The organism is Nitrincola salilacus (assembly GCF_046271865.1).
Taxonomy (GTDB): domain Bacteria; phylum Pseudomonadota; class Gammaproteobacteria; order Pseudomonadales; family Balneatricaceae; genus Nitrincola; species Nitrincola salilacus.
The window spans coordinates 4,755,006-4,777,218 of sequence record NZ_CP176580.1 but is presented as its reverse complement, the minus strand read 5'-3'; the positions used below and the strand labels follow the sequence as shown (position 1 = coordinate 4,777,218).

The 22,213-nt window shown below is 52.0% G+C and carries 23 protein-coding genes; 21 read left to right on the top strand and 2 right to left on the bottom strand.

From position 1 onward, the window contains the following. Positions 1 to 79: 79 nt before the first annotated feature. The 15 genes from ACK3CJ_RS22005 (at position 80) to ACK3CJ_RS21935 (ending at position 14,023) form a co-directional block, all read left to right on the top strand. Positions 80 to 1,408, top strand: a complete 1,329-nt coding sequence (locus ACK3CJ_RS22005; protein WP_409524333.1) for an aspartate aminotransferase family protein — start codon at positions 80 to 82, stop codon at positions 1,406 to 1,408. Positions 1,409 to 1,431: 23 nt separating this feature from the next. Further along, positions 1,432 to 1,995 carry a carboxymuconolactone decarboxylase family protein gene (locus tag ACK3CJ_RS22000; RefSeq protein ID WP_409524332.1) on the top strand — a complete coding sequence of 188 codons (564 nt, stop codon included), beginning with the start codon at positions 1,432 to 1,434 and terminating at the stop codon, positions 1,993 to 1,995. A 520-nt stretch (positions 1,996 to 2,515) separates the two neighbouring features. After that, a complete protein-coding gene (gene mnmG, locus ACK3CJ_RS21995; RefSeq protein WP_409524331.1) occupies positions 2,516 to 4,411 on the top strand; it encodes a tRNA uridine-5-carboxymethylaminomethyl(34) synthesis enzyme MnmG in 1,896 nt (631 codons plus the stop codon). Then, on the top strand, positions 4,411 to 5,034 hold the full coding sequence (rsmG, locus tag ACK3CJ_RS21990; protein WP_409524330.1) for a 16S rRNA (guanine(527)-N(7))-methyltransferase RsmG: 624 nt from the start codon (positions 4,411 to 4,413) through the stop codon (positions 5,032 to 5,034). Before mnmG ends, rsmG begins: the two co-directional genes overlap by 1 nt. Before the next feature lie 2 nt (positions 5,035 to 5,036). After that, positions 5,037 to 5,849 (top strand): ParA family protein, encoded by an 813-nt coding sequence (locus tag ACK3CJ_RS21985; RefSeq protein ID WP_409524329.1) that lies wholly within the window; start codon positions 5,037 to 5,039, stop codon positions 5,847 to 5,849. Next, positions 5,849 to 6,784 carry a ParB/RepB/Spo0J family partition protein gene (locus tag ACK3CJ_RS21980; protein ID WP_409524328.1) on the top strand — a complete coding sequence of 312 codons (936 nt, stop codon included), beginning with the start codon at positions 5,849 to 5,851 and terminating at the stop codon, positions 6,782 to 6,784. The genes ACK3CJ_RS21985 and ACK3CJ_RS21980 overlap by 1 nt, the downstream gene beginning before the upstream one ends. Positions 6,785 to 7,006: 222 nt before the next feature. Then, a complete protein-coding gene (locus ACK3CJ_RS21975; RefSeq protein WP_409524327.1) occupies positions 7,007 to 7,414 on the top strand; it encodes an ATP synthase subunit I in 408 nt (135 codons plus the stop codon). 16 nt (positions 7,415 to 7,430) lie between these two features. After that, entirely contained in the window at positions 7,431 to 8,255 is an 825-nt protein-coding gene (gene atpB, locus ACK3CJ_RS21970) for a F0F1 ATP synthase subunit A (protein ID WP_409524326.1), read from the top strand. Positions 8,256 to 8,329: 74 nt separating this feature from the next. Next, complete coding sequence (atpE, locus tag ACK3CJ_RS21965) at positions 8,330 to 8,554, top strand: F0F1 ATP synthase subunit C (protein ID WP_151704782.1); 225 nt, start codon at positions 8,330 to 8,332, stop codon at positions 8,552 to 8,554. Positions 8,555 to 8,629: 75 nt separating this feature from the next. Next, positions 8,630 to 9,100: a F0F1 ATP synthase subunit B gene (locus tag ACK3CJ_RS21960; protein WP_409524325.1), complete on the top strand. Its 471-nt coding sequence runs from the start codon at positions 8,630 to 8,632 to the stop codon at positions 9,098 to 9,100. 12 nt (positions 9,101 to 9,112) lie between these two features. After that, entirely contained in the window at positions 9,113 to 9,649 is a 537-nt protein-coding gene (locus tag ACK3CJ_RS21955; RefSeq protein ID WP_409524324.1) for a F0F1 ATP synthase subunit delta, read from the top strand. A 16-nt stretch (positions 9,650 to 9,665) separates the two neighbouring features. Further along, positions 9,666 to 11,210, top strand: coding sequence for a F0F1 ATP synthase subunit alpha (gene atpA, locus ACK3CJ_RS21950; protein WP_151704779.1), 1,545 nt, complete (start codon positions 9,666 to 9,668; stop codon positions 11,208 to 11,210). A gap of 74 nt (positions 11,211 to 11,284) precedes the next feature. Further along, positions 11,285 to 12,148, top strand: a complete 864-nt coding sequence (gene atpG, locus ACK3CJ_RS21945; protein WP_409524323.1) for a F0F1 ATP synthase subunit gamma — start codon at positions 11,285 to 11,287, stop codon at positions 12,146 to 12,148. 37 nt (positions 12,149 to 12,185) lie between these two features. Continuing rightward, positions 12,186 to 13,565, top strand: coding sequence for a F0F1 ATP synthase subunit beta (atpD, locus tag ACK3CJ_RS21940; protein WP_409524322.1), 1,380 nt, complete (start codon positions 12,186 to 12,188; stop codon positions 13,563 to 13,565). Positions 13,566 to 13,597: 32 nt separating this feature from the next. Further along, positions 13,598 to 14,023, top strand: coding sequence for a F0F1 ATP synthase subunit epsilon (locus ACK3CJ_RS21935; RefSeq protein ID WP_151704776.1), 426 nt, complete (start codon positions 13,598 to 13,600; stop codon positions 14,021 to 14,023). Positions 14,024 to 14,099: 76 nt separating this feature from the next. Here the strand turns inward: ACK3CJ_RS21935 and ACK3CJ_RS21930 are convergent, their stop codons facing one another. Together ACK3CJ_RS21930 and ACK3CJ_RS21925 are read right to left on the bottom strand one after the other, a co-directional pair. After that, complete coding sequence (locus ACK3CJ_RS21930) at positions 14,100 to 15,056, bottom strand: alpha/beta hydrolase (protein ID WP_409524321.1); 957 nt, start codon at positions 15,054 to 15,056, stop codon at positions 14,100 to 14,102. A 31-nt stretch (positions 15,057 to 15,087) separates the two neighbouring features. Then, positions 15,088 to 15,828 (bottom strand): TrmB family transcriptional regulator, encoded by a 741-nt coding sequence (locus ACK3CJ_RS21925; RefSeq protein WP_409524320.1) that lies wholly within the window; start codon positions 15,826 to 15,828, stop codon positions 15,088 to 15,090. Between the two features lie 150 nt (positions 15,829 to 15,978). On the opposite strand from ACK3CJ_RS21925, the gene glmU reads away from it, so the two are divergent. The 6 genes from glmU (at position 15,979) to ACK3CJ_RS21895 (ending at position 22,200) form a co-directional block, all read left to right on the top strand. Further along, positions 15,979 to 17,301 carry a bifunctional UDP-N-acetylglucosamine diphosphorylase/glucosamine-1-phosphate N-acetyltransferase GlmU gene (gene glmU / locus ACK3CJ_RS21920; RefSeq protein WP_409526639.1) on the top strand — a complete coding sequence of 441 codons (1,323 nt, stop codon included), beginning with the start codon at positions 15,979 to 15,981 and terminating at the stop codon, positions 17,299 to 17,301. Positions 17,302 to 17,312: 11 nt separating this feature from the next. Further along, a complete protein-coding gene (gene glmS / locus ACK3CJ_RS21915) occupies positions 17,313 to 19,139 on the top strand; it encodes a glutamine--fructose-6-phosphate transaminase (isomerizing) (protein ID WP_409524319.1) in 1,827 nt (608 codons plus the stop codon). An 81-nt stretch (positions 19,140 to 19,220) separates the two neighbouring features. Next, positions 19,221 to 19,481, top strand: a complete 261-nt coding sequence (locus tag ACK3CJ_RS21910; protein WP_409524318.1) for a type II toxin-antitoxin system Phd/YefM family antitoxin — start codon at positions 19,221 to 19,223, stop codon at positions 19,479 to 19,481. Continuing rightward, complete coding sequence (locus ACK3CJ_RS21905; protein ID WP_409524317.1) at positions 19,481 to 19,792, top strand: type II toxin-antitoxin system RelE/ParE family toxin; 312 nt, start codon at positions 19,481 to 19,483, stop codon at positions 19,790 to 19,792. Before ACK3CJ_RS21910 ends, ACK3CJ_RS21905 begins: the two co-directional genes overlap by 1 nt. A 233-nt stretch (positions 19,793 to 20,025) precedes the next feature. Next, positions 20,026 to 20,976 (top strand): dihydrodipicolinate synthase family protein, encoded by a 951-nt coding sequence (locus ACK3CJ_RS21900; RefSeq protein WP_409524316.1) that lies wholly within the window; start codon positions 20,026 to 20,028, stop codon positions 20,974 to 20,976. A 222-nt stretch (positions 20,977 to 21,198) separates the two neighbouring features. Next, a complete protein-coding gene (locus tag ACK3CJ_RS21895) occupies positions 21,199 to 22,200 on the top strand; it encodes a proline racemase family protein (RefSeq protein WP_409524315.1) in 1,002 nt (333 codons plus the stop codon). The last annotated feature ends 13 nt before the right edge of the window (positions 22,201 to 22,213 follow it).

The following is a 22,213-nucleotide window of genomic DNA, read 5'->3' as shown; positions in this document are numbered from 1 at the left end:
ATCCTTTCTATACTCAATAAACAGCTTCTTAATAACCAATACCCATATCCACGACAGAGATTAAGTAAAAGGACCCTCCATGAGTCATGTACTACACCGTAGCCTAACCCAGTCATACCCTACTGCCGTCAGAGGCGAAGGCGTTTATCTATTCGATGCTGAGGGCAAATCCTACCTTGATGCCTGTGGCGGCGCGGCAGTCTCCTGCCTGGGTCACAGCAATCAGCAGGTGATCCAGGCAATACAGCAACAGGTTGGCACTCTGGCCTATGCGCACTCTTCCTTCTTTACCACCGAGCCGATGGAGGCGCTGGCTGATTTTCTGGCCGAGCGCTCCCTGGAATCATTGGATTATGTCTATTTCGTATCGGGTGGCTCGGAAGCAGTGGAAGCGGCGCTGAAGCTGGCCCGCCAATATTTTGTTGAACGTGGCGAGCCACAGCGCAGACATATCATTGCACGTCGCCAGAGCTATCATGGCAATACACTGGGCGCACTGGCGACTGGCGGCAATGCCTGGAGACGTCAGCAGTTCCAGCCGCTGTTGATCGATATCAGCCATGTCAGCCCCTGCTACGCCTATCGTGATATGCACGACGGTGAAACCGAAAACCAGTATGCCGAACGTCTGGCTCAGGAACTGGAGGCCGAGATCAACCGACTGGGTGCAGATCAGGTGATGGCTTTCATAGCCGAGCCAGTTGTCGGGGCGACTATGGGTGCGGTACCTGCCGTGGCAGGTTATTTCACACGCGTGCGTGAGATCTGTGATCGTCATGGTATTTTGCTGATCTGCGATGAGGTGATGTGCGGCATGGGCCGGACAGGGTCTCTGTTTGCGTCGGTCCAGGAGCAGATAGTGCCGGATATGCTCTGCATCGCCAAAGGCCTGGGTGCGGGCTACCAGCCGATCGGTGCCACACTGGTCAGTCATGAAATTGTCGATACGCTGCGTGCTGGATCCGGTTTCTTTCAGCATGGACACACTTATATCGGGCACGCCACAGCCTGTGCTGCGGCACTGGCCGTACAGCACTATATTAATGAGCATAAGCTGCTGCCGCAGGTGGTCACCCTTGGCGACAAACTCCAGCAGGCGCTGGTCAATGCTCTGGGCGATCATCCGCATGTCGGTGATATCCGTGGCAAGGGTCTGTTTCGTGGCATCGAGCTGGTCAGAGATAAAACCGACAAGACTCCCTTTGATCCTGCACTGAAGGTGCATGCCGCGATCAAACGTATCGCGATGGATAACGGACTGATGTGCTACCCCATGGGCGGCACATTGAACGGACGGGATGGCGATCATATTCTGCTTGCACCTCCCTTCATTATTCAGGATCAGCAGATAGATGAGCTGGTCGACAAGCTGACGCGATCCATCAACCATGTGACCTCAACATTATAAAAGCGACAGGAACCACAGACACAATGAAATCACGACTGACCCCCTTGAACGAAGAGCAGATCTCTTCTGAGCAGAGGCAGATACTTGACGCTATTCTTCAGGGCCCCAGAGGTAATCTGGATGGCCCTTTTCTGGCCTGGATTCACAGCCCGGCACTGGCTGATCATGCCCAGCAACTCGGCGCCTTTTGCCGCTACAAAACCCGCCTGCCACTGCGCCTGAGTGAGCTGGCGATACTGGTGACCGCTCAGGCCTGGCAATCTCAGGCCGAATGGCAGATCCATGAACCCATCGCACTGGAAAACGGACTGGATCCGATCCAGATTGAAGCGATCAGATGCGGCGATACCCCTGTATTCAGTCGCGAGGATGAACAACTTGTCTATCAAGTGGCGCGTGCAATGTACCAGAGTAAACGCGTACCTGATGTGCTTTATCACGCGGCTGTGGATCATTTTGGCGAGCCGGCGATGGTCGAGTTGATAGGCATTCTTGGCTATTACTCACTGGTTGCCATGACGCTGAATGCCTTTCAGGTAGACAGAGAGAGTGACAAGCCTCTGCCTTTCGAAGAAAACTGCTCCTGAAATGAAAATAATTTCAAGTATTTGATTATTAATGATTAATTTTTTATGGTCCCAGCTTATCGTCAGCCTGTTCACCTCAGGTTGACAGCTTGCTCACAGGTTATAGTTATTCACACAAACCTGTGGTTTAAATGTATAACTCTAAAGGGATAAACCGGGGAGAAGAGTGTGGATAAAGTTACCTGTTGATAACCATCGCTTTCATCCACACCCTGTCTACACCTCCCTACCGGTTAAGACCCCCTACCCCTCACAAGGTTGAATCATACATAAAATACTGTTTTACAAAATAAAAAATCGTTTAACAACAGAAAAAGGCCTCTATTAACACAATAGACATAACTAAACTTCCTTCTTTAAAACCTTAATTCTTTTTAAATAATACTTAAAAACAAAACTGATCATTTTTTGAGCATTTCTTATCAGAGGATAGAAAGGTATACTTGCCTCCCTTGAAAATATGGCTCGGCACCGAACTTTAATTGCCAGAGCCCTAACCAGTTAAACGATGAGGCCTACAGTGGATTTTCCTGACCACTTTGATGTGATTGTTATTGGCGGTGGCCATGCCGGTACGGAAGCCGCGCTTGCTGCAGCCAGAACCGGTGCACGTACTTTGCTGCTGACGCATAACATTGAAACGCTCGGTCAGATGTCCTGTAATCCAGCCATCGGTGGCATCGGGAAAAGTCATCTGGTCAAGGAGATCGATGCACTCGATGGTGCCATGGCCAGAGCTACGGATAAGGCAGGGATTCAGTTTCGTGTTCTGAATGCCCGCAAAGGTCCAGCCGTCCGTGCCACTCGCGCCCAGGCAGATCGAATCCTTTACAAGGCCGCCATACGCGAGATACTGGAAAACCAGCCAGGTTTGCAGATATTTCAGCAGGCCGTTGATGATCTGATTCTGGAAAACGACAGCATCAAGGGTGTTGTCACTCAGACAGGTATACGCTTCTTTGCCAATTCCGTTGTTCTGACTGCCGGCACTTTCCTTGGTGGCGTTATCCATGTTGGTCTTGAGCATCACCAGGGTGGTCGTGCCGGTGATCCACCGTCTAATCGTCTGGCACAGCGCCTACGCGAAATGCCTTTTAGAGTTGAACGCCTGAAAACAGGTACCCCGCCCAGAATTGATGCCCGCAGTGTCGATTTTTCGGTAATGCAACCTCAGCCAGGTGATTCACCAGTACCGGTAATGTCATTTATTGGCTCAGTGTCTGATCATCCGCAGCAGATCAACTGTTTTATTACCCATACCAATGAACAGACTCATGAGATCATTAGGGGTGGACTGGATCGCTCGCCGATGTACAGCGGTATTATTGAAGGTGTGGGTCCTCGTTACTGCCCATCCATCGAAGACAAGATCATCCGCTTTGCCGACAAGGATCATCATCAGATATTTGTCGAGCCGGAAGGTCTGACCACACATGAGTTGTATCCGAACGGCATCTCCACCAGTCTGCCCTTTGATGTTCAGCTGGCGCTGGTGCGTTCAATCAAGGGATTTGAGCAGGCGCACATCACTCGCCCCGGTTATGCGATTGAATATGACTTCTTCAATCCACAGGATCTGCGTCATACACTCGAAACCCGTTTTATTTCAGGGCTTTATTTTGCAGGGCAGATCAATGGCACCACCGGTTACGAAGAAGCCGGTGCTCAGGGATTGCTGGCAGGACTGAACGCGGCACGCCGTGCTCTGGGGCTGGAGCAGTGGTATCCACGTCGTGATGAAGCTTATATCGGGGTACTGGTCGATGATCTGATCACACTGGGTACCTCAGAGCCTTATCGCATGTTTACCAGTCGTGCCGAATATCGTCTGATATTGAGAGAAGATAACGCTGATCTTCGTCTCACGGCCAAAGGTCGCGAACTGGGACTGGTCGGTGACGAGCGTTGGCATAAGTTCGAGATCAAACGCGAATCGATCGAGCAGGAGATACAGCGCCTGAAAGGTGTCTGGATCCAGCCGAACAGCCCTGAAGCGATGCTTCTGCAGAGAAAACTCAGCTCCCCGATGGGCCGTGAGTACTCACTGGCTGATTTGATCAAACGACCCGAACTGAACTATTCGGATGTTTCCTCATTGAAAGGTGAACCGGTCAGCGACCCGGCGGTTGCTGAACAGGTCGAGGTTCAATTCAAATATTCCGGGTATATTGATCGCCAGCGTGATGAGATAGAGCAGATGCGTCGACAGGAAAATACCCCTCTGCCCGAAAATCTCGACTATGATACGGTCGGTGGGTTGTCGAATGAACTCAGATCCAAGCTGATACAGCAACAGCCGGAGAATATTGCCCAGGCATCGCGTATTCAGGGCATGACACCAGCGGCCATTTCGTTGCTGCTGGTGCATATCAAAAAACGTCAACTGGTTCGAAAACAGGCGCAGGAAGCAAGTTAATGCAGGAATATCGCTCGTTGTTATCCTCCCGGCTCAAGGGGCTGGGACTGGATCTGAGCAGTCAGCAGCAAGAGCAGTTGCTGAACTATCTCGCGCTGCTGGTGAAATGGAACAAGGCGTTCAATCTCACCGCGATCCGTGACCCTGAACAGATGATAGACCGGCATCTGGTTGATAGCCTCAGCATCATGCCGCATGTGCCAGCCGGTCGCTTACTGGATGTCGGCAGCGGTGCCGGATTGCCGGGCATTCCGTTGGCGATCTGCCGCCCGGATCTGCAGGTGACAACGCTGGACAGTAACGGCAAGAAAACCCGTTTTCAGTTGCAGGCAAAGGCTGAATTGAAACTGGAAAATCTCAATGTGATCAATAGTCGCGTCGAGCAGTATCAGGTTGATCCATTTGATAGTATTGTGTCACGAGCCTTTGCTTCCTTACGTGATATGTTGGAATGGACTGGCCATCTGTGCGCTGAATCAGGTGTTTTCCTGGCCATGAAAGGGCTGTATCCTGAGCAGGAATTGAATGACCTGCCTGCAGGTTATGTATTGAAAGACAGTCACCGGCTGGATGTTCCCGGGACTGAAGGTGAACGTCATCTGTTGATCTTAGGGAGAGCCTGAGCGTGGCCAAAATCCTCACGATCACCAACCAGAAGGGTGGTGTTGGCAAGACCACAACCTGTGTCAATCTTTCGGCCTCACTCGCTGCCACACGTAAGCGGGTGTTGATGATCGATCTTGATCCTCAGGGTAATGCCACTATGGGAAGCGGCATAGACAAGCACCAGATCGAAAGCTCCTCCTATGAAGTGCTGATGGGCGAAAAAACCGCCGAGGAAAGCATTATCAAGACCGAGTGTGGCTATGATCTGATCGGTGCCAACGGTGATCTGACGGCTGCCGAAGTGGAGTTGCTGCAACTGCCCCGACGTGAGTTTCGCCTGAAAATGGCGCTGCTGCCGATACAGGATCGCTATGATTTCATTCTGATCGACAACCCGCCTTCGCTGAACCTGCTGACGGTGAATGCCCTGTCGGCATCGGCGGGCGTGATCATACCCATGCAGTGCGAATATTATGCATTGGAGGGGATCAGCTCCCTGGTCGGTACCATCGAAAAGATCAATAAGCGCCTGAATCCGATGCTGAGGATTGAGGGAATATTGCGCACCATGTTTGATCCGCGCATGAGTCTGACCAAGGATGTGTCTACCCATCTGGTTGAATATTTCGGTGACAAGGTCTATCGCACCGTGATTCCTCGAAATGTTCGTCTGGCAGAAGCGCCCAGTCATGGTTTGCCGGCGCTGCAGTACGATAAAAGCTCCCGTGGATCTCTGGCTTACCTTGCATTGGCAGGTGAACTGATCAGACGCACCGAGCAGGAGCAGCGCGACAGGAAGAATGATCAGAAAACGGAACAGGAATCAGTGTGATGGTAGTAAAAAAACGTGGTCTCGGCCGAGGCCTGGATGCCTTGTTATCTGGTATGAACGAAGATACCGAGAGCAGTGTTCCTGTTGTTGCGCCTGATATTGTTGCACCTGAAATTGCAGAACCTGTATCCGAAAAAACTCACACTGACGGGCAGCTCAGTTATCTGGATCTTGATCAGATTGTCAGTGGCCGTTTTCAGCCACGTCGAGATATCGAACCTCAGGCACTGGAAGAGCTGGCCGAATCGATCCGCTCTCAGGGGGTGATGCAGCCGATAGTCGTGCGCCTGATCGAATCCGGTCAGTTTGAGATCATCGCCGGTGAAAGGCGCTGGCGTGCGTCCCGCATGGCGGGGCTACAGCAGATTCCTGCAATCATTCGTGATGTGCCCGATGAAGCGGCGATTGCGATGGCGCTGATAGAGAATATTCAGCGCGAAAACCTCAATCCGATTGAGGAAGCTTTTGCACTGCATCGTCTGCAGAACGAATTTCATCTGACTCAGCAACAGGTCGCTGATGCTGTGGGCAAATCACGCTCCACCATCACCAACCTGCTGCGCCTGATGAATCTGACTGATGAGGTCAAGCGGATGCTGGAGTATGGTGATATCGAGATGGGCCATGCGCGTGCCTTGCTGGCGCTGAGCGACGAGTTGCAGATCCAGGCGGCGTCAGAAGTGGTTGCCGCCGGGCTCTCGGTGCGTCAGACCGAGCAACTGGTCAAAAAGCTGCAGGAGGGAGAACCACTACCCAGGCCGCGTCCGGAAAAACATGAAGCACTGGCAGCAATCTCAACAAGATTGACCCAGAAATTTTCCATGCCAGTGAATGTGACCGGAAATCCTCAAGGCAAAGGAAAAATCAGTATCGCTTTCAGCTCACCCGAACAGCTTGAAAATCTGCTCAATCTACTGGAACAGACATCTAACTGATTGTTTTGTCGGTGTTGCAGTGCACTATAATGGGTCATACATTAGTATTAGGCCCATCTTGTCCGGTCATACAATAGTGCTAAATATAGACGGATTGTGTTGAGTAACGGGGGTTAAGCCCCTATAATCCCACGCTGTTTAGCGTTGTGAGATTGGGAAGCAGGCCGGAATTTGGAGAATCACGAAGAATCAAGGCAGGTTGTTCATGGAACTGTGCATGGTGTGCGATCCACATCGGCAGATAAACAGAACAAGCGACTGGCCCTGCAGTTCTTTCGCATACTCCTCATCCAGACAGCGATCGTATCACTGCTGTCGATTCTGGGATTGTTGAACAGTCTGGTAACAGCCTACTCCATCCTTCTCGGAGGTATGCTGTACCTGTTACCCAATACCTATTTCACGGCCAGAGCGTTGCTCGGAAAGCAGCTGCATGAGCCGAAACAGATATTGGCACGCATCTATGTAAGTGAACTAGGGAAAATGTTGCTGGCGGTTGCATTGTTCAGTGTAACCTTTATGCTGGTTCGTCCATTGAGCCCATTTTCCCTATTTGGCACATACATTCTGTTGCAGATCAGTGGTTGGTATCTGCAGTTCGGGCTGAATAACCGATTTCAAAAACTTTGACTGAGAGACGCTGAGAATGGCAAGCGAGAATCAAACATCCTCAGAATATATATCCCATCACCTCAGTAACCTGACGTTTGGCAATCATCCTGTTAATGGATGGTCGTTTGCCGGCGGTGAGAAGGCTGCTGAGATGGGATTCTGGGCGATCAATGTTGATACCATGTTCTTTTCTATCCTCACGGGTGTGTTTTTTCTGTGGCTGTTCAAAAAAGTCGCAGATAACGTCGTGGTGGGTGTTCCAAACAATCTGCAGAACTTCATTGAAGTCGTTGTGGAGTTTGTTCAGGACAACGTGAAGAGCATTTTCCATCACAACAATCCTACGATAGCGCCTTTGGCGCTGACAGTGTTTGTCTGGATATTCCTGATGAACCTGTTGAAACTGATTCCGGTGGATTTCATTCCTCGCATCGCGACGGAACTGGGTATTCCCTACTGGAAAATCGTACCCACTACAGATATCAATGCGACCCTGGGCATGAGTTTCAGCGTGTTTGCACTGATCATCTACTACAGTATCAAGGTCAAAGGCATCAAAGGTTTTGCTGCTGAACTGTCCCTGCAGCCGCTGGGCAAATTCTTTATTCCTTTCAACCTTTTCCTTGAGATTGTAAACCTGCTGGCAAAGCCGGTATCGCTTGGTCTGCGTCTGTTCGGAAACATGTATGCCGGTGAGATCATCTTTATCCTCATCGCACTGCTGCCGTTCTGGATTCAGTGGGTACTGTCTGTGCCCTGGGCGATCTTCCACATTCTGGTCATCGTACTGCAGGCGTTCATCTTCATGGTGCTGACAATTGTCTACATGGCAATGGCGCACGATGAGCATGATCACTGACGAAACCCGTGTGGTCGAGTGAAATAGTTTTCTTTAAAATTAACTTTAACCTTTAGAAATGTTGGAGAAAAAAAATGGCTGAACTGCTGTTTGTTGCTGTGGCGCTGTTGCTGGGTCTGTCTGCACTGGCTGGTGCTCTGGGCGTAAGTTTGCTGGGTGGTAAGTTCCTCGAAGGTGCTGCTCGTCAGCCTGAGCTGGTTCCTCTGCTGCGTAGCCAGTTCTTCATCGTGGTCGGTCTGGTTGACGCGATTCCGATGATCGGCGTAGGTATGGCTCTGTACATGCTGTTCGCAGGTTGATGGCGAGTTCTGGTAAACACTGGAACTGACCCGAGAGGGTTACAACCATATTAATCAACCGCGAGAGGTAATGGCGTGAATTTAAATCTCACCATCATTGGTCAGGCCATCGCATTCGCCATTTTTGTTGTTTTCTGCATGAAGTATGTATGGCCACCGATTACCGGTGCCATGGCAGAACGCAAGAAGAAGATTGCCGAAGGTTTGGATGCAGCCGATCGTGCTCAGCGTGATCTGAGGCTGGCTCAGGAAAAAGCCGCCGACGATATGCGTGAAAGTAAAGAGCAGGCTGCTGCCATCATTGAACAGGCCAACAAGCGGGCAAACCAGATAGTAGAAGAGGCAAAAGACCAGGCGCGTCAGGAAGCTGACCGCATCAAGGCTTCTGCCCATTCTGAAATTGATCAGGAAGTTAACCGGGCTAAGGAAGAACTCCGTGCTCAGGTGGCTGTGCTGGCATTTGCCGGTGCTGAGAAAATTCTGGAAGCCTCTGTTGACCAAAAAGCACATGCCAAGCTGGTTGATAAACTGGCAGCTGAGCTTTAAGCGAGGTTTATGATGGCTGAACTCAACACAGTAGCTCGACCTTACACTAAAGCAGCGTTCGAATTTGCGCTGGGCAAAGACGCCCTCGAGCAATGGTCAGATATGCTGGCTGCTGCTTCCTTGGTCGTAAAAGACAGTGAAATGGTACGAGTACTTGGTAGCCTGTCTTTGACCTGGAAGCAAAAAGCAGAGTTGTTGATATCCGTCTGCGAGAAACAGATGGATGATGCCCGCAGTAATTTTATTTACCTGCTGGCGGAAAAACAGCGATTGCCTCTGTTGCCTGAAATTGCACTGCAGTTTGCACAGCTGAAAGCGAATCATGAGAAGTCTGTCGATATCACCATCACGACAGCTTTCGCACTTGAAGACGCACAGCAGGAGCAACTGGTTCAGGCATTACGTTCCAGACTCGGGCGGGAAGTGAAAATGACATCAACAGTGGATCAGTCCATTATTGGTGGCGTTGTCATCCGCTCAAACGACCTTGTGATCGACGGTTCCGTTCGTGCTCGACTGGCGAAACTGGCCGAAGCGATGAATTCCTGAGTAATGGGGAATAACAATGCAGCAACTGAATCCATCTGAGATCAGCGAGATTCTCAAGAAGCGCATCGAAAAACTTGATGTGTCTTCTGAAGCCCGTAATGAGGGCACAATCGTAAGCGTATCCGATGGTATCATCCTGATTCACGGTCTTGCCGATGTTATGTACGGCGAAATGATCGAGCTTCCTGGTGGTATCTACGGAATGGCATTGAACCTTGAGCGCGACTCTGTCGGCGCTGTGGTTCTGGGTGACTACAAGGACCTGGTAGAGGGCATGACTGCTCGTTGTACCGGTCGTATTCTTGAAGTTCCTGTGGGTCCTGAACTCCTCGGGCGTGTTGTTGACGCTCTGGGTAATCCGATTGACGGTAAAGGCCCAATCACTACATCCATCACTGAGCCGCTTGAAAAAGTGGCACCTGGTGTAATTGAACGTAAATCGGTTGATCAGCCTGTGCAGACAGGTCTGAAAGCGATTGATGCGATGGTTCCAATCGGACGTGGCCAGCGTGAGCTGATCATCGGTGACCGTCAGGTTGGTAAATCAGCTATCGCTATCGATGCGATCATCAACCAGAAAGGTACTGGCATCAAGTGTATCTATGTTGCGATCGGACAGAAACAGTCCACCATCGCCAACGTCGTACGCAAGCTGGAAGAACATGGCGCGATGGATCACACCATCGTTGTGGCAGCCGGCGCGTCCGATCCTGCTCCCATGCTGTTCCTGGCACCTTATGCTGGCTGCACCATGGGTGAATACTTCCGCGACCGCGGTGAAGACGCTCTGATCATCTATGATGATTTGACCAAGCAGGCCTGGGCTTATCGCCAGATCTCCCTGCTGTTGCGTCGTCCACCAGGACGTGAAGCCTACCCAGGCGACGTATTCTATCTGCACTCCCGTCTGCTTGAGCGTGCGGCGCGTGTTAACGCTGAATATGTTGAAAAATTCACCAATGGTGAAGTGAAAGGTAAAACCGGTTCTCTGACAGCTCTGCCTATCATTGAAACCCAGGGTGGCGACGTATCTGCGTTCGTACCTACCAACGTGATTTCGATTACCGATGGTCAGATCTTCCTTGAATCAGATCTGTTCAACTCCGGTATCCGTCCTGCGATCAACGCAGGTCTGTCGGTTTCTCGTGTCGGTGGTGCAGCTCAGACCAAGATCGTCAAGAAACTGGGTGGTGGTGTACGTCTGGCACTGGCACAGTATCGTGAACTTGCTGCTTTCGCACAGTTTGCTTCTGATCTTGATGAAGCGACCCGTTCCCAGCTGGAGCATGGACAGCGTGTAACTGAGCTGATGAAACAGCACCAGTACTCACCGATGTCTGTCGCAGAAATGGGTCTGAGTCTTTACGCTGCCAACGAAGGCTACCTGAAAGATGTAGAGCTGAACAAAATTGGTGCCTTCGAGGCTGCTCTGATCTCTTACTTCAACAGCGAGTGTGCTGATCTGATGAAGAAGATCAACGATTCCGGCGACTATAACGACGAAATCGCAGCACAGCTCAAGGCTGGCATCGAGAAGTTCAAATCTACCCAGACTTGGTAATTACTCGTCAGAGTACAGGGTCTGCGGACATTGTCCGGCAGACCATGCACTGAGTTAGGAATAGAGGCGAAACTATGGCAGTCGGAAAAGAGATTAAGACAAAGATTGCGAGTATCGGCAGCACGCGCAAGATCACCAGTGCCATGGAAATGGTTGCTGCGTCGAAAATGCGTAAAGCTCAGGATCGCATGAGGTCCTCACGTCCATATGCCAACGGCATCCGTGGAGTTATTCAGCATCTGGCCAAGGCCAACCCTGAATACAACCACCTTTACATGCAGGAACGGGAAGTCAAACGCGTCGGTTTCATTATCGTCGCTACTGACCGTGGCCTGTGTGGCGGTCTGAACGTTAACCTGTTCAAGGCGGCTGTTGGAAGAATGAAGGAATTCCACGACCAGAATGTCGAGATAGACATCTGTGCGCTGGGTTCCAAGGCGATCAGTTTCTTCAAGAGCTTTGGCGGCAATGTTGTTGCTGCACGCGGTGGTCTGGGCGATCAGCCTGAACTCGCCGACCTGATAGGCTCTGTCAAGACGATGCTGACTGCCTTCGAAGAGGGCCGTGTGGACAAGGTATTTGTCGTTTCGAATGAATTCGTCAATACCATGACACAGCAACCTAATGTAGAGCAGCTGTTGCCATTGCGCGCAGTCGAAAGCGATGACACTCCCACTCATAACTGGGACTACATCTATGAACCGGATGCCAGACAGGTGCTTGAAGCCCTGCTGATCCGTTACATAGAGTCGATAGTCTACCAGGCTGTGATTGAGAATCTTGCCTGTGAACAGGCAGCAAGAATGCTGGCGATGAAAAACGCGTCTGATAACGCTGCTGACCTCATCGATGAGCTTCAGATGGTTTATAACAAGGCTCGTCAGGCGGCAATCACTCAGGAAATTTCTGAAATTGTCAGTGGTGCTGCTGCTGTTTAATGCAGTGAACAGGTTTAAATGTTAAGAGGATCCGAACATGAGTAGCGGACGTATTGTTCAGATTATCGGCGCGGTTGTTGACGTGGAATTCCCACGTGACGCCATTCCGAAAATTTACGACGCTTTGCACGTCGCAAAAACAGGCCTGACACTGGAAGTTCAGCAGCAGCTGGGCGATGGTGTTGTAAGGGCTATTGCTATGGGTCAGACCGAAGGCGTCAGCCGTGGTCTGGAAGTATCCAACACCGGTTCACCTATCTCTGTACCTGTCGGTACGGCGACTCTGGGTCGAATCATGGATGTACTGGGTAACCCAATTGATGAAGCGGGCCCAATTGGTGAAGAAGAGCGTATGCCTATTCACCGTGCGGCGCCAAGCTTTGCTGATCAGTCAGCTTCCAACGAACTGCTCGAAACCGGCATCAAGGTCATCGACCTGGTTTGTCCGTTTGCCAAGGGTGGTAAGGTTGGTCTTTTCGGTGGTGCGGGTGTTGGTAAAACCGTCAACATGATGGAACTGATCCGTAACATCGCTATCGAGCACTCTGGTTTCTCGGTTTTCGCTGGTGTAGGTGAGCGTACTCGTGAGGGTAACGACTTCTACCACGAAATGAAGGACTCCAACGTACTGGATAAAGTGTCCCTGGTTTACGGACAGATGAACGAACCGCCGGGTAACCGTCTGCGCGTTGCTCTGACCGGTCTGACCATGGCTGAGAAATTCCGTGATGAAGGTCGTGACGTACTGCTGTTCGTCGACAACATCTACCGCTACACCCTGGCGGGTACTGAAGTATCTGCTCTGCTGGGTCGTATGCCTTCTGCAGTAGGTTATCAGCCTACACTGGCAGAAGAGATGGGTGTTCTGCAGGAGCGTATCACCTCCACTAAAGTGGGCTCCATCACGTCTATCCAGGCCGTATACGTACCAGCGGATGACTTGACTGATCCATCACCTGCAACCACCTTCTCGCATCTTGATGCGACAGTCGTACTGTCTCGTCAGATCGCGGAGCTGGGTATCTATCCTGCGGTTGACCCTCTGGATTCGACTTCACGTCAGCTGGATCCTCTGGTTATCGGTCAGGAACACTATGATGTTGCGCGTAATGTTCAGGGTGTACTGCAGCGCTACAAAGAGCTGAAGGACATCATTGCGATTCTGGGTATGGACGAGCTGTCTGAAGAAGACAAGCAGACTGTATCCCGTGCGCGTAAGATTCAGCGTTTCCTGTCGCAGCCGTTCTTCGTTGCGGAAGTCTTCACCGGTTCACCGGGCAAGTACGTTCCGCTGAAGGATACGATCAGCAGCTTTAAAGGCATCTTGGAAGGTGAGTATGATCATCTGCCGGAGCAGGCCTTCTATATGGTTGGTGGTATCGAGGAAGCGATTGAAAAAGCCAAGGGCATGAAATAAGTTCTGGCTAAACCTTCCAAGAGGTAATCAGCATGGCTGTAACTGTACAATGTGAAATCGTCAGCGCCGAAGAGCAGATCTTCAGCGGTCTGGTCGAGTTCATTTCAGTGACAGGTAGCATGGGTGACCTGGGCATACTGCCCGGTCACACTCCGCTGTTGACGGAACTGAAACCCGGCCCTGTCGAGCTGCGCAAGGCAGGTGGTGAGGATGACGTATTTTACGTCTCCGGTGGATTTATCGAAATCCAGCCAAACAAGGTCATCGTACTGGCAGACACCGCTCTGCGTGCGAAGGATCTTGATGAAGCTGCAGCTGTAGAAGCTCAGAAACACGCGTCGCACGCACTCTCAGACAAGAGTGCAGAATTTGAATATTCACGTGCTGCCGGACAACTGGCTGAAGCCGCTGCGCAACTTCGTACCTTGCAGCAGATCAGGAAAAAACTCGGCAAGTAACCCCTTCGGGATGTTACTTTCCAGCAGAAAACAGCCTTCGGGCTGTTTTTTTTGGATGTTTTTTCTGCTGCCTCTATCAGAAGCACTTCAGATTAAGGAACCCTGTCATCGCCTGATAGCTTTCGGCACAGGCATCGGGTACCAGATCTTCCATATTCAGAAAGGCATGCAGCAGGCTATCGAAGTTAAGATGCTCGTTGTAGACCCCCAGCGCCTCGAGTCGCTGCAGGTAGACTGAGGCTTCATCCTTTAACGGACAGTATCCGGCTGTGATGATAAAAGTGGGCGGCAGTTGTGCGGTCATGGGCATATGCAGAGGTGAAGCGGCGACACGGTCCTCGTTATGCTGAAAATACTGCTCGTAGTACCAGAGGATACGGTCTTTCTCGAGCAGATAGCCTTCACTGAGTTGCTCAACCGATGGATGCTGCAGCGTGTAATCCAGATTGGGGTAGATCAGCAACTGACGGCTGATCGGGTGCGGCTGTTCGGATTGTAGCGTAGCACAGACGGACGCAGCCAATGCACCACCGCCGGAGTCGCCAGCGATATTGAGCTGATCTGTGATGAGACGCTGTTTCTCTTCCAGTACCGGCCAGATATGTCTGACAACACTGATGGCATCATTCAGAGCACAGGGATAGGGGCACTCTGGTGCCAGACGGTATTCGACCGACACAACCAACTGTCCACTGGCTGCAGCCAGCTTGCGGCAGACAGGGTCATAGACACTGACGCTGCCGGCGAGATGTCCACCACCATGCAGGTACAGACAGACAGGCTTGGCCTGTGTCGGGTCAGGGTCGAAGATACGCACCGGTACGGTGTATTCACCACCCGACACCATCGCATCCCCGATCCAGGGCAGAGATGGCTTGCTCGTGACCAGAGAAGCAGTCAGATAGGCCAGCCCTTCACGCACCGCAATCGGTGTCAGACTGGTGCCTGAAGCTCTCTGCTGTGCCAGGGCGCGATTGAAGGTTGCCAGCCATTCGGCAAGCCCGGGATCCAAGGGTGTTGTGTTGCTATTCATAAAACATATCCCTTCATAAAACACATTCCTTTTAAATATAGCCCCACAGCGTATCAAAAATAATTTTCTGGGCCATCGCCACCTCCTGAGAGTCGATCACGACAGCGGTCGGATAGTTGTCCGATGCCAGGGAGATGATGGCGCAGCGGGGTGGATAGATGGCGATATAGGCGGCATCGACCGGCCCTTCTGTCTTGATCCATTTACGCTCAGATAATTCGGCACTCTCACCACCATCCCCGATGGCGATCACTCGCACATGGATACCGCGCTGGACACGTTGCGCTGTGAAGGTCGGGAAGGGACGATACAATAGAGGGCGGATCGGTTTGGAGGAGAAAACCCGATACTGCTTGTCATCCTGTTGTGATACCTGAGATAGAATATCCCGCAGTACCTGCTCGATCCCGGCATCGCCTTCATAAAACTGGACATTAGCGGCACTGAAATCGGGTTTGAGATGATGTAGCTCGGGAATGATCCGGGTTTTTAACTGACTAATGGTCTGGTCGAGCTGGACCTTGCGCTCTTCAGCCAGTTGCAACAGCACCTCTGGCTCTCGGGCAGAGAAATAGCGGCGCTTGCCTTTTGGCAGATAAGCCACGATGCCCTGCTGCTGCATCTGCTTCAGCAGATCATAGGTTGTGCCGCGATTGACACCGGATCGCTCAGCAATGGTGCGTATTGGACTCGGCCCGAGAGACAGCAGGCTGCGATAGATACTGACGGCGCGGGTATCAAGGCCGAGTTGTGCAAAGATCTGGTCATCCATTTGTCAATTTTTCTCTGACAAAACATATTGATTGATTCTGACAATCCTGTAAATTCAGGTCAACACTTGGACAAACTATTTATTTCAGGGATTTTTTGCTTGGATACGAACATTGAAGTTGTGATTCTGGCGGCCGGTCAGGGTACGCGGATGAAATCCTCACTGCCGAAGGTGATGCACCCGTTGGCAGGCAAACCAATGCTGCAGCATGTAATCGACAGTGCATCATTACTACCGGATGCTGGGATTCAGGTTGTCATAGGGCATGGCGCCGATCAGATCAGACAGTCTATGGTGGATCAACCGCTGCGCTTTACACTGCAGGAACAGCAACTGGGTACCGGACATGCCGTGTTGCAGACCCTGCCACACAGTGCCGATGATGCGATCATGCTGATTCTCTATGGCGACGTGCCGCTGATTCAGCACAAGACTCTGGCGCAGATGGTCGAGCTTGCCAGCCATCAACAGCTGGCCCTGTTGACGGTTAATCTGGCTGATCCGACTGGTTATGGTCGCATTATTCGCAATAGTGCCGGGGAAGTGGTGGCTATTGTCGAGCAGAAGGACGCCAATGCAGAGCAGCTCAAAGTCACGGAAGTGAATACCGGTATTATGGCGCTGCAGGTGTCGAAGCTGCGTGAGTGGTTACCGCAGCTGTCATCTGCCAATGCGCAGGGAGAATATTATCTGACCGATATCATCGCCATGGCCGCCAATGCCGGAGTACCGATTGCCACACTGCAACCGAATGCCGAGCAGGAGGTGCAGGGCGTCAACAATCGGCAGCAACTGGCTTTGCTGGAACGCTGGTATCAACTGCAGCAGGCGCAGCAACTGATGGCCGATGGCGTCACCCTGCCCGACCCGCAACGGATCGATATCCGTGGCCGCCTGCAGACTGGGCGTGATCTGTTCATCGATGTGAACTGTGTGTTTGAAGGTGAGGTGGAGCTGGGCGATGGCGTGGTGATCGGGCCTAACTGTGTGATCCGCAACAGCCGTGTCGGTGCAAATACCCGAATTGAAGCTAACTCCATGCTGGATGGTGTGATCGTCGCTGACAACGCCAGTATCGGCCCCTTTGCGCGCCTGCGACCCGGTACTGAGCTGGCGACAGGTGCACGTATCGGCAACTTTGTTGAAACCAAAAAGGCGCAGATCGGTGCCGGCAGCAAGGTTAATCATCTGAGTTACATTGGTGATGCCGAGGTGGGCGAACAGGTTAACATTGGTGCCGGAACGATTACCTGCAACTACGATGGCGTGAATAAATTCAAGACAGAGATCGGCAACGGAGCCTTTATCGGCTCCAACACCTCACTGGTTGCCCCGGTCAGTGTCGGCGAGGGTGCCACGATTGGTGCCGGCTCTACGATCACCAAAACGGTTGGCGAGCAGCAGTTGGCAGTCGCGCGCGGTAAACAGATCAATCTGGATGGCTGGAAGCGTCCGACCAAAACCCGGTCCTGAGGAGAAGTATTATGTGTGGAATAGTAGGAGCAGTTTCAGTCAGACCGGTATCGGGTATTTTGCTGGAAGGTCTGCATCGTCTGGAATATCGTGGCTATGACTCAGCTGGTATGGCGGTGATGGTAGATCAGCAGATAGGTCGTTTGCGCCGTGCCGGTAAGGTTCAGGCGCTGCAGGATGCACATGATAGCCAGCCTCTCACCGGTACCCTGGGAATCGCACATACGCGCTGGGCGACACACGGCAAGCCGACCGAAGACAACGCTCATCCGCATATGTCTGGCGACAAACTGGCGCTGGTACATAACGGTATTGTCGAGAATTTCGAATCGATCAAGGAGGAACTGATCGCGGCAGGTTACCGCTTCAGTTCCGATACCGATACCGAAGTGGTGGCGCACCTGATCGATCAGGCTGTACAACAGGGCCAGAACCTGCTGCAAGCGTTCAAGAGCTCTGTTGCCCGGCTTAAAGGTGCTTTTTCGCTTGGAGTGATCCATGCCGATTACCCGGATCAACTGCTGGCGGCGCGTAAGGGCAGCCCTCTGGTGATCGGCGTGGGGATCGGTGAGCACTTTATCGCCTCGGATCAACTGGCGCTGCTGCCGGTAACCGATCGCTTCATCTTTATGGAAGAGGATGATATCGCCTGCATCACTACTGCCAGTGTCACCATTTACAATGCTGCGGATGAACAGGTTGAGCGTCCATCCCATGTTTTTGAACATGGCATCAGCTCGGCGGAGAAAGGCAACTTCAAGCATTTCATGCTCAAGGAGATCTACGAGCAGCCAGCCGTCATGCAGCAGGTGCTGGAAGGACGCATCAGCGGCGATCATCTGCTGGAGCAGGCGTTCGGGATCGAAGCCGGAGCAGTCTTTGATCAGGTACGCCAGGTGCAGATCGTCGCCTGCGGAACCAGTTTCCATGCAGGTTTAGTGGCGCGCTACTGGATCGAAGAGCTGGTTGGTATCCCCTGTTCGGTCGAAGTGGCCAGCGAGTTCCGCTACCGTCAGGTGGTGATACCCGAAGGCACGCTGCTGATCACCCTGTCGCAGTCGGGCGAAACGGCCGATACTCTGGCCGCGCTGCGTGACGTCAAATCACGTGTGCTGGCAAGCCTTGCCATCTGCAACGTGCCTGGCAGCTCACTGGTGCGCGAGTCTGATCTGTGCCTGATGACCAACGCCGGACCAGAGATAGGCGTCGCTTCAACCAAAGCGTTCACCTCACAGCTGGTGGCACTGATCTTGACGACTATTGCACTGGGCCGTCGCTATGGAGTGACAACAGAACAAGAAGCAGAGATGATCACTCAGTTGAAGCAGCTGCCGGATCTGCTGCGTGATCTGCTGGCACTCGACAAGCCGGTGGCGCTGATGGCTGAAGCCTTCAACGAGAAGCACCATGCGCTGTTCCTGGGCCGCGGGCCGCTCTGCCCGATCGCCATGGAGGGTGCGCTGAAGCTCAAGGAGATCTCTTATATCCATGCCGAAGCCTATCCTGCCGGTGAACTCAAGCACGGCCCACTGGCACTGGTCGACAAGGATATGCCGGTGGTCACCATCGCCCCGCGTAACGAGATGCTGGATAAGCTCAAGGCCAACCTGCAGGAGGTGCGTGCCCGTGGCGGAGAGCTGTTTGTATTCTCTGGCTGCGAGCAGAGCATTCGCCCGGAAGATGGCGTGCATGTGATCAGTCTGCCGGAAGTACCGCGCTTGTTGGAACCAATCGCCTACACCCTGCCTTTGCAGTTACTGTCTTATCATGTTGCAGTGCTGAAAGGTACGGATGTGGATCAGCCCAGGAATCTGGCGAAGTCGGTGACGGTGGAGTAGCGGGGAACCCATTTAGCTTGACATGTTGCGCCCTTCATCGTTTACTTTGAACGAATCGAACGATTTTTTCAGGAGTATGATATGGATAATCTATCTGCCAATGAAGCCAAAACACATTTTGGCAGTATGCTGATGAGGGCGCAAAAAGCACCGGTGCAAATCAACAAAAATGGTAAGCCTGTGGCTGTAGTCATGTCGGCAGAAGATTATCAGAGTATTGAGTCCATGAAGCTGGAACTGCTGAAAATAAGATCCGACAGGGCCAGGCTGGATGTAGCTGCGGCAAGACTCATCGATGGCGAGGCGTTTTTCGATGAGTTGGATGCTGGTGATCACGATTAATGTCGTCTACATATCGAATTACTGCCGATGCGAAATCGGATCTGATAGATATTCGCCGTTTTACGGTGCAGCAATGGGGTCTGGAAAAGTCCCGTCAGTATCTGTCAGGGGTGCGAACCACTTTACAGCTACTTGCTGAAACGCCAAGCATGGGCCAGCGAAGACCTGAACTCGGTGCTGATGTGTCAAGCTTTCCTCATGTCAGCCATGTTATCTACTTCTTAGTACATAATGACCAAGTGATAGTGTTTGCTGTATTGCACAAGCGCATGGTGCCCTCTGAGCACCTGGCCTGTCGTAATATGATTTAGCGCATAGAGCTTTTATAAATAGAGCTCTTATACCTCTTCACTTCTTGAGCGGCAGCGCGTAACTGCTGCCGCCATCTCTGAAAAATCAATGTTGCCCCTTTTTACTGTATCTGGAGTTCAATCCAGACAGATCACTTTACAAGCGATTCTATAAATTGTATAAAATATACAAAATACAATTGCGATCAAGTAAACACGATCACGACTCCGGCCCAACACTCAAAGGTATTGCTATGAAAGACACGATTTTTAACGGATGCATCCCCGCCCTGATGACGCCTTGTACGCCAACGCGCAAACCCGACTTTGATGCATTGGTAGCCAAAGGCCGTGAGCTGATTGATATAGGCATGAGTGCAGTTGTGTACTGCGGCTCTATGGGAGACTGGCCGTTACTGACCGAAGGGGAACGACAGGAAGGCGTCGCTCGGCTGGTGGAGGCCGGTGTTCCGACGATTGTGGGCACAGGGGCCGTGAACAGCCGTGAGGCTGTCTCTCACGCTGCCCATGCCGCAGCGGTAGGCGCACAGGGTTTGATGGTGATTCCGCGTGTATTGTCGCGGGGCACGTCAGTGGCTGCGCAGAAAGCGCATTTCTCGGCCATTCTGAATGCGGCACCCGCTCTGCCAGCCGTGATCTATAACAGCCCCTACTATGGCTTTGCTACCCGCGCCGATCTGTTCTTTGAGTTGCGTGAGCAGCATCCAAACCTGATTGGATTCAAGGAGTTCGGTGGGGCTGCGGATCTGCGTTATGCAGCGGAGCATATCACTTCACAGGATGAGGCGGTGACGCTGATGGTCGGTGTGGATACCACCGTGTTTCATGGCTTCGTCAATTGCGGTGCAACTGGAGCCATCACAGGTATTGGCAATGCCTTGCCACGTGAGGTGTTGCAGTTGGTTGCTCTGTGCAGGAAGGCCGCTAAGGGAGATGTACAGGCACGTCGTCTGGCTCTGGAACTGGAGTCCGCGCTGGGGGTGCTCTCCTCCTTTGATGAGGGTGCTGATCTGGTGCTCTACTACAAATACCTGATGGTGTTGAACGGCGATGAGGAATATACCCTGCATTTCAACGAGACGGATGCGTTGAGCCAGTCGCAGCGCCACTATGCTGAAAACCAGTACCGCCTGTTCCGCAGTTGGTATGAGCAGTGGTCGGCTGAGCTGATGTCATCTCAGTGATAACCTCAGGTTGTGATTTGCACAGAGGAAAAGTCGTTTTTATTAGCTTCGCGACTGTAATAGCTTAGGTTACACGTTCGGCAGTGGCTGAGTGTACTGATTCCTAAACGATAATCAGGGCTCAACCACTGCTTTCACTCGTGTTGTCAAGAGTATTTACAGGGGTCAGAAATGTCATTTAAAAGAACAATTCATGCTATCGACACACACGCAGGTGAACCTATGCGCGTTATCACTGGTGGTGTTCCAAACATCCCGGGAAAGACAGTGTACGAGAAAATGGTATGGCTGAGAGAGAATGACGACCAGTTGCGTAAGCTGATGCTACGTGAGCCTCGTGGTTATCCACCCCTGTGTTGCAATATTATTGTTCCGCCCTGTCATCCTGATGCTGATGCCGGTTACGTCATCATGGAGCAGGTTGAGTATCCTGTCATGTCCGGTGGTAACACCATATCCGTGGCGACCGTACTGCTTGAAATGGGCATGCTGCCGATGCATGAACCTGTTACCGAGCTTATTCTGGAAGCCCCCGCTGGACTGATACGTATCAGGGCTGAGTGCAAAGATGGCAAGGTGAAAAACGTTACATTCAAGAATGTTCCGGCATTTGCCGCCTATCTGGATGCAGAAATAGAGGTTCCTCATCTCGGCAAGGTGACAGTGGATGTGGGATGGGGAGGCATGTTTTATGTCATTGCTGATGTCCGGCAGTTTCCCGGAGTGGAACTGATACCTGAGCATGGAGCGGAGATCGCACGGATTTCAGCGATGATCAGGCAGGCCGCTATTGAGCAGTTACCCGTTGAACATCCTGATTACCCGGGGGTTGGGATTACGATATCGCAGCTATCCGGGCCGGCAAGTAGCCCGGATGCGGATTGGAAAAACGCGGTGACCGTGGCGTCCGGCGACTTTGACTGGGACAAACCCAGTACCTGGACAGGCGCGATAGATCGGTGCCCATGCGGTACGGGAACCTGCGCCAAAATGGCGGTGCTTCATGCCAAGGGGGAACTGCCATTGAATAAGGATTTCCGCCACCAGGGTATTCTTGGCAACGTGTTTACCGGCAGGCTTGTCGAGGAAACAAAAGTGGGTGAAAAAACTTCGGTCATACCGACGATTACCGGAACCAGTTGGATCTATGGGATCAATACCTATGTGTTGGATAATGATGACCCTTTCACAGAAGGGTTTTGCGTGCAGGACATCTGGGCTTGATAACAGGGGGACA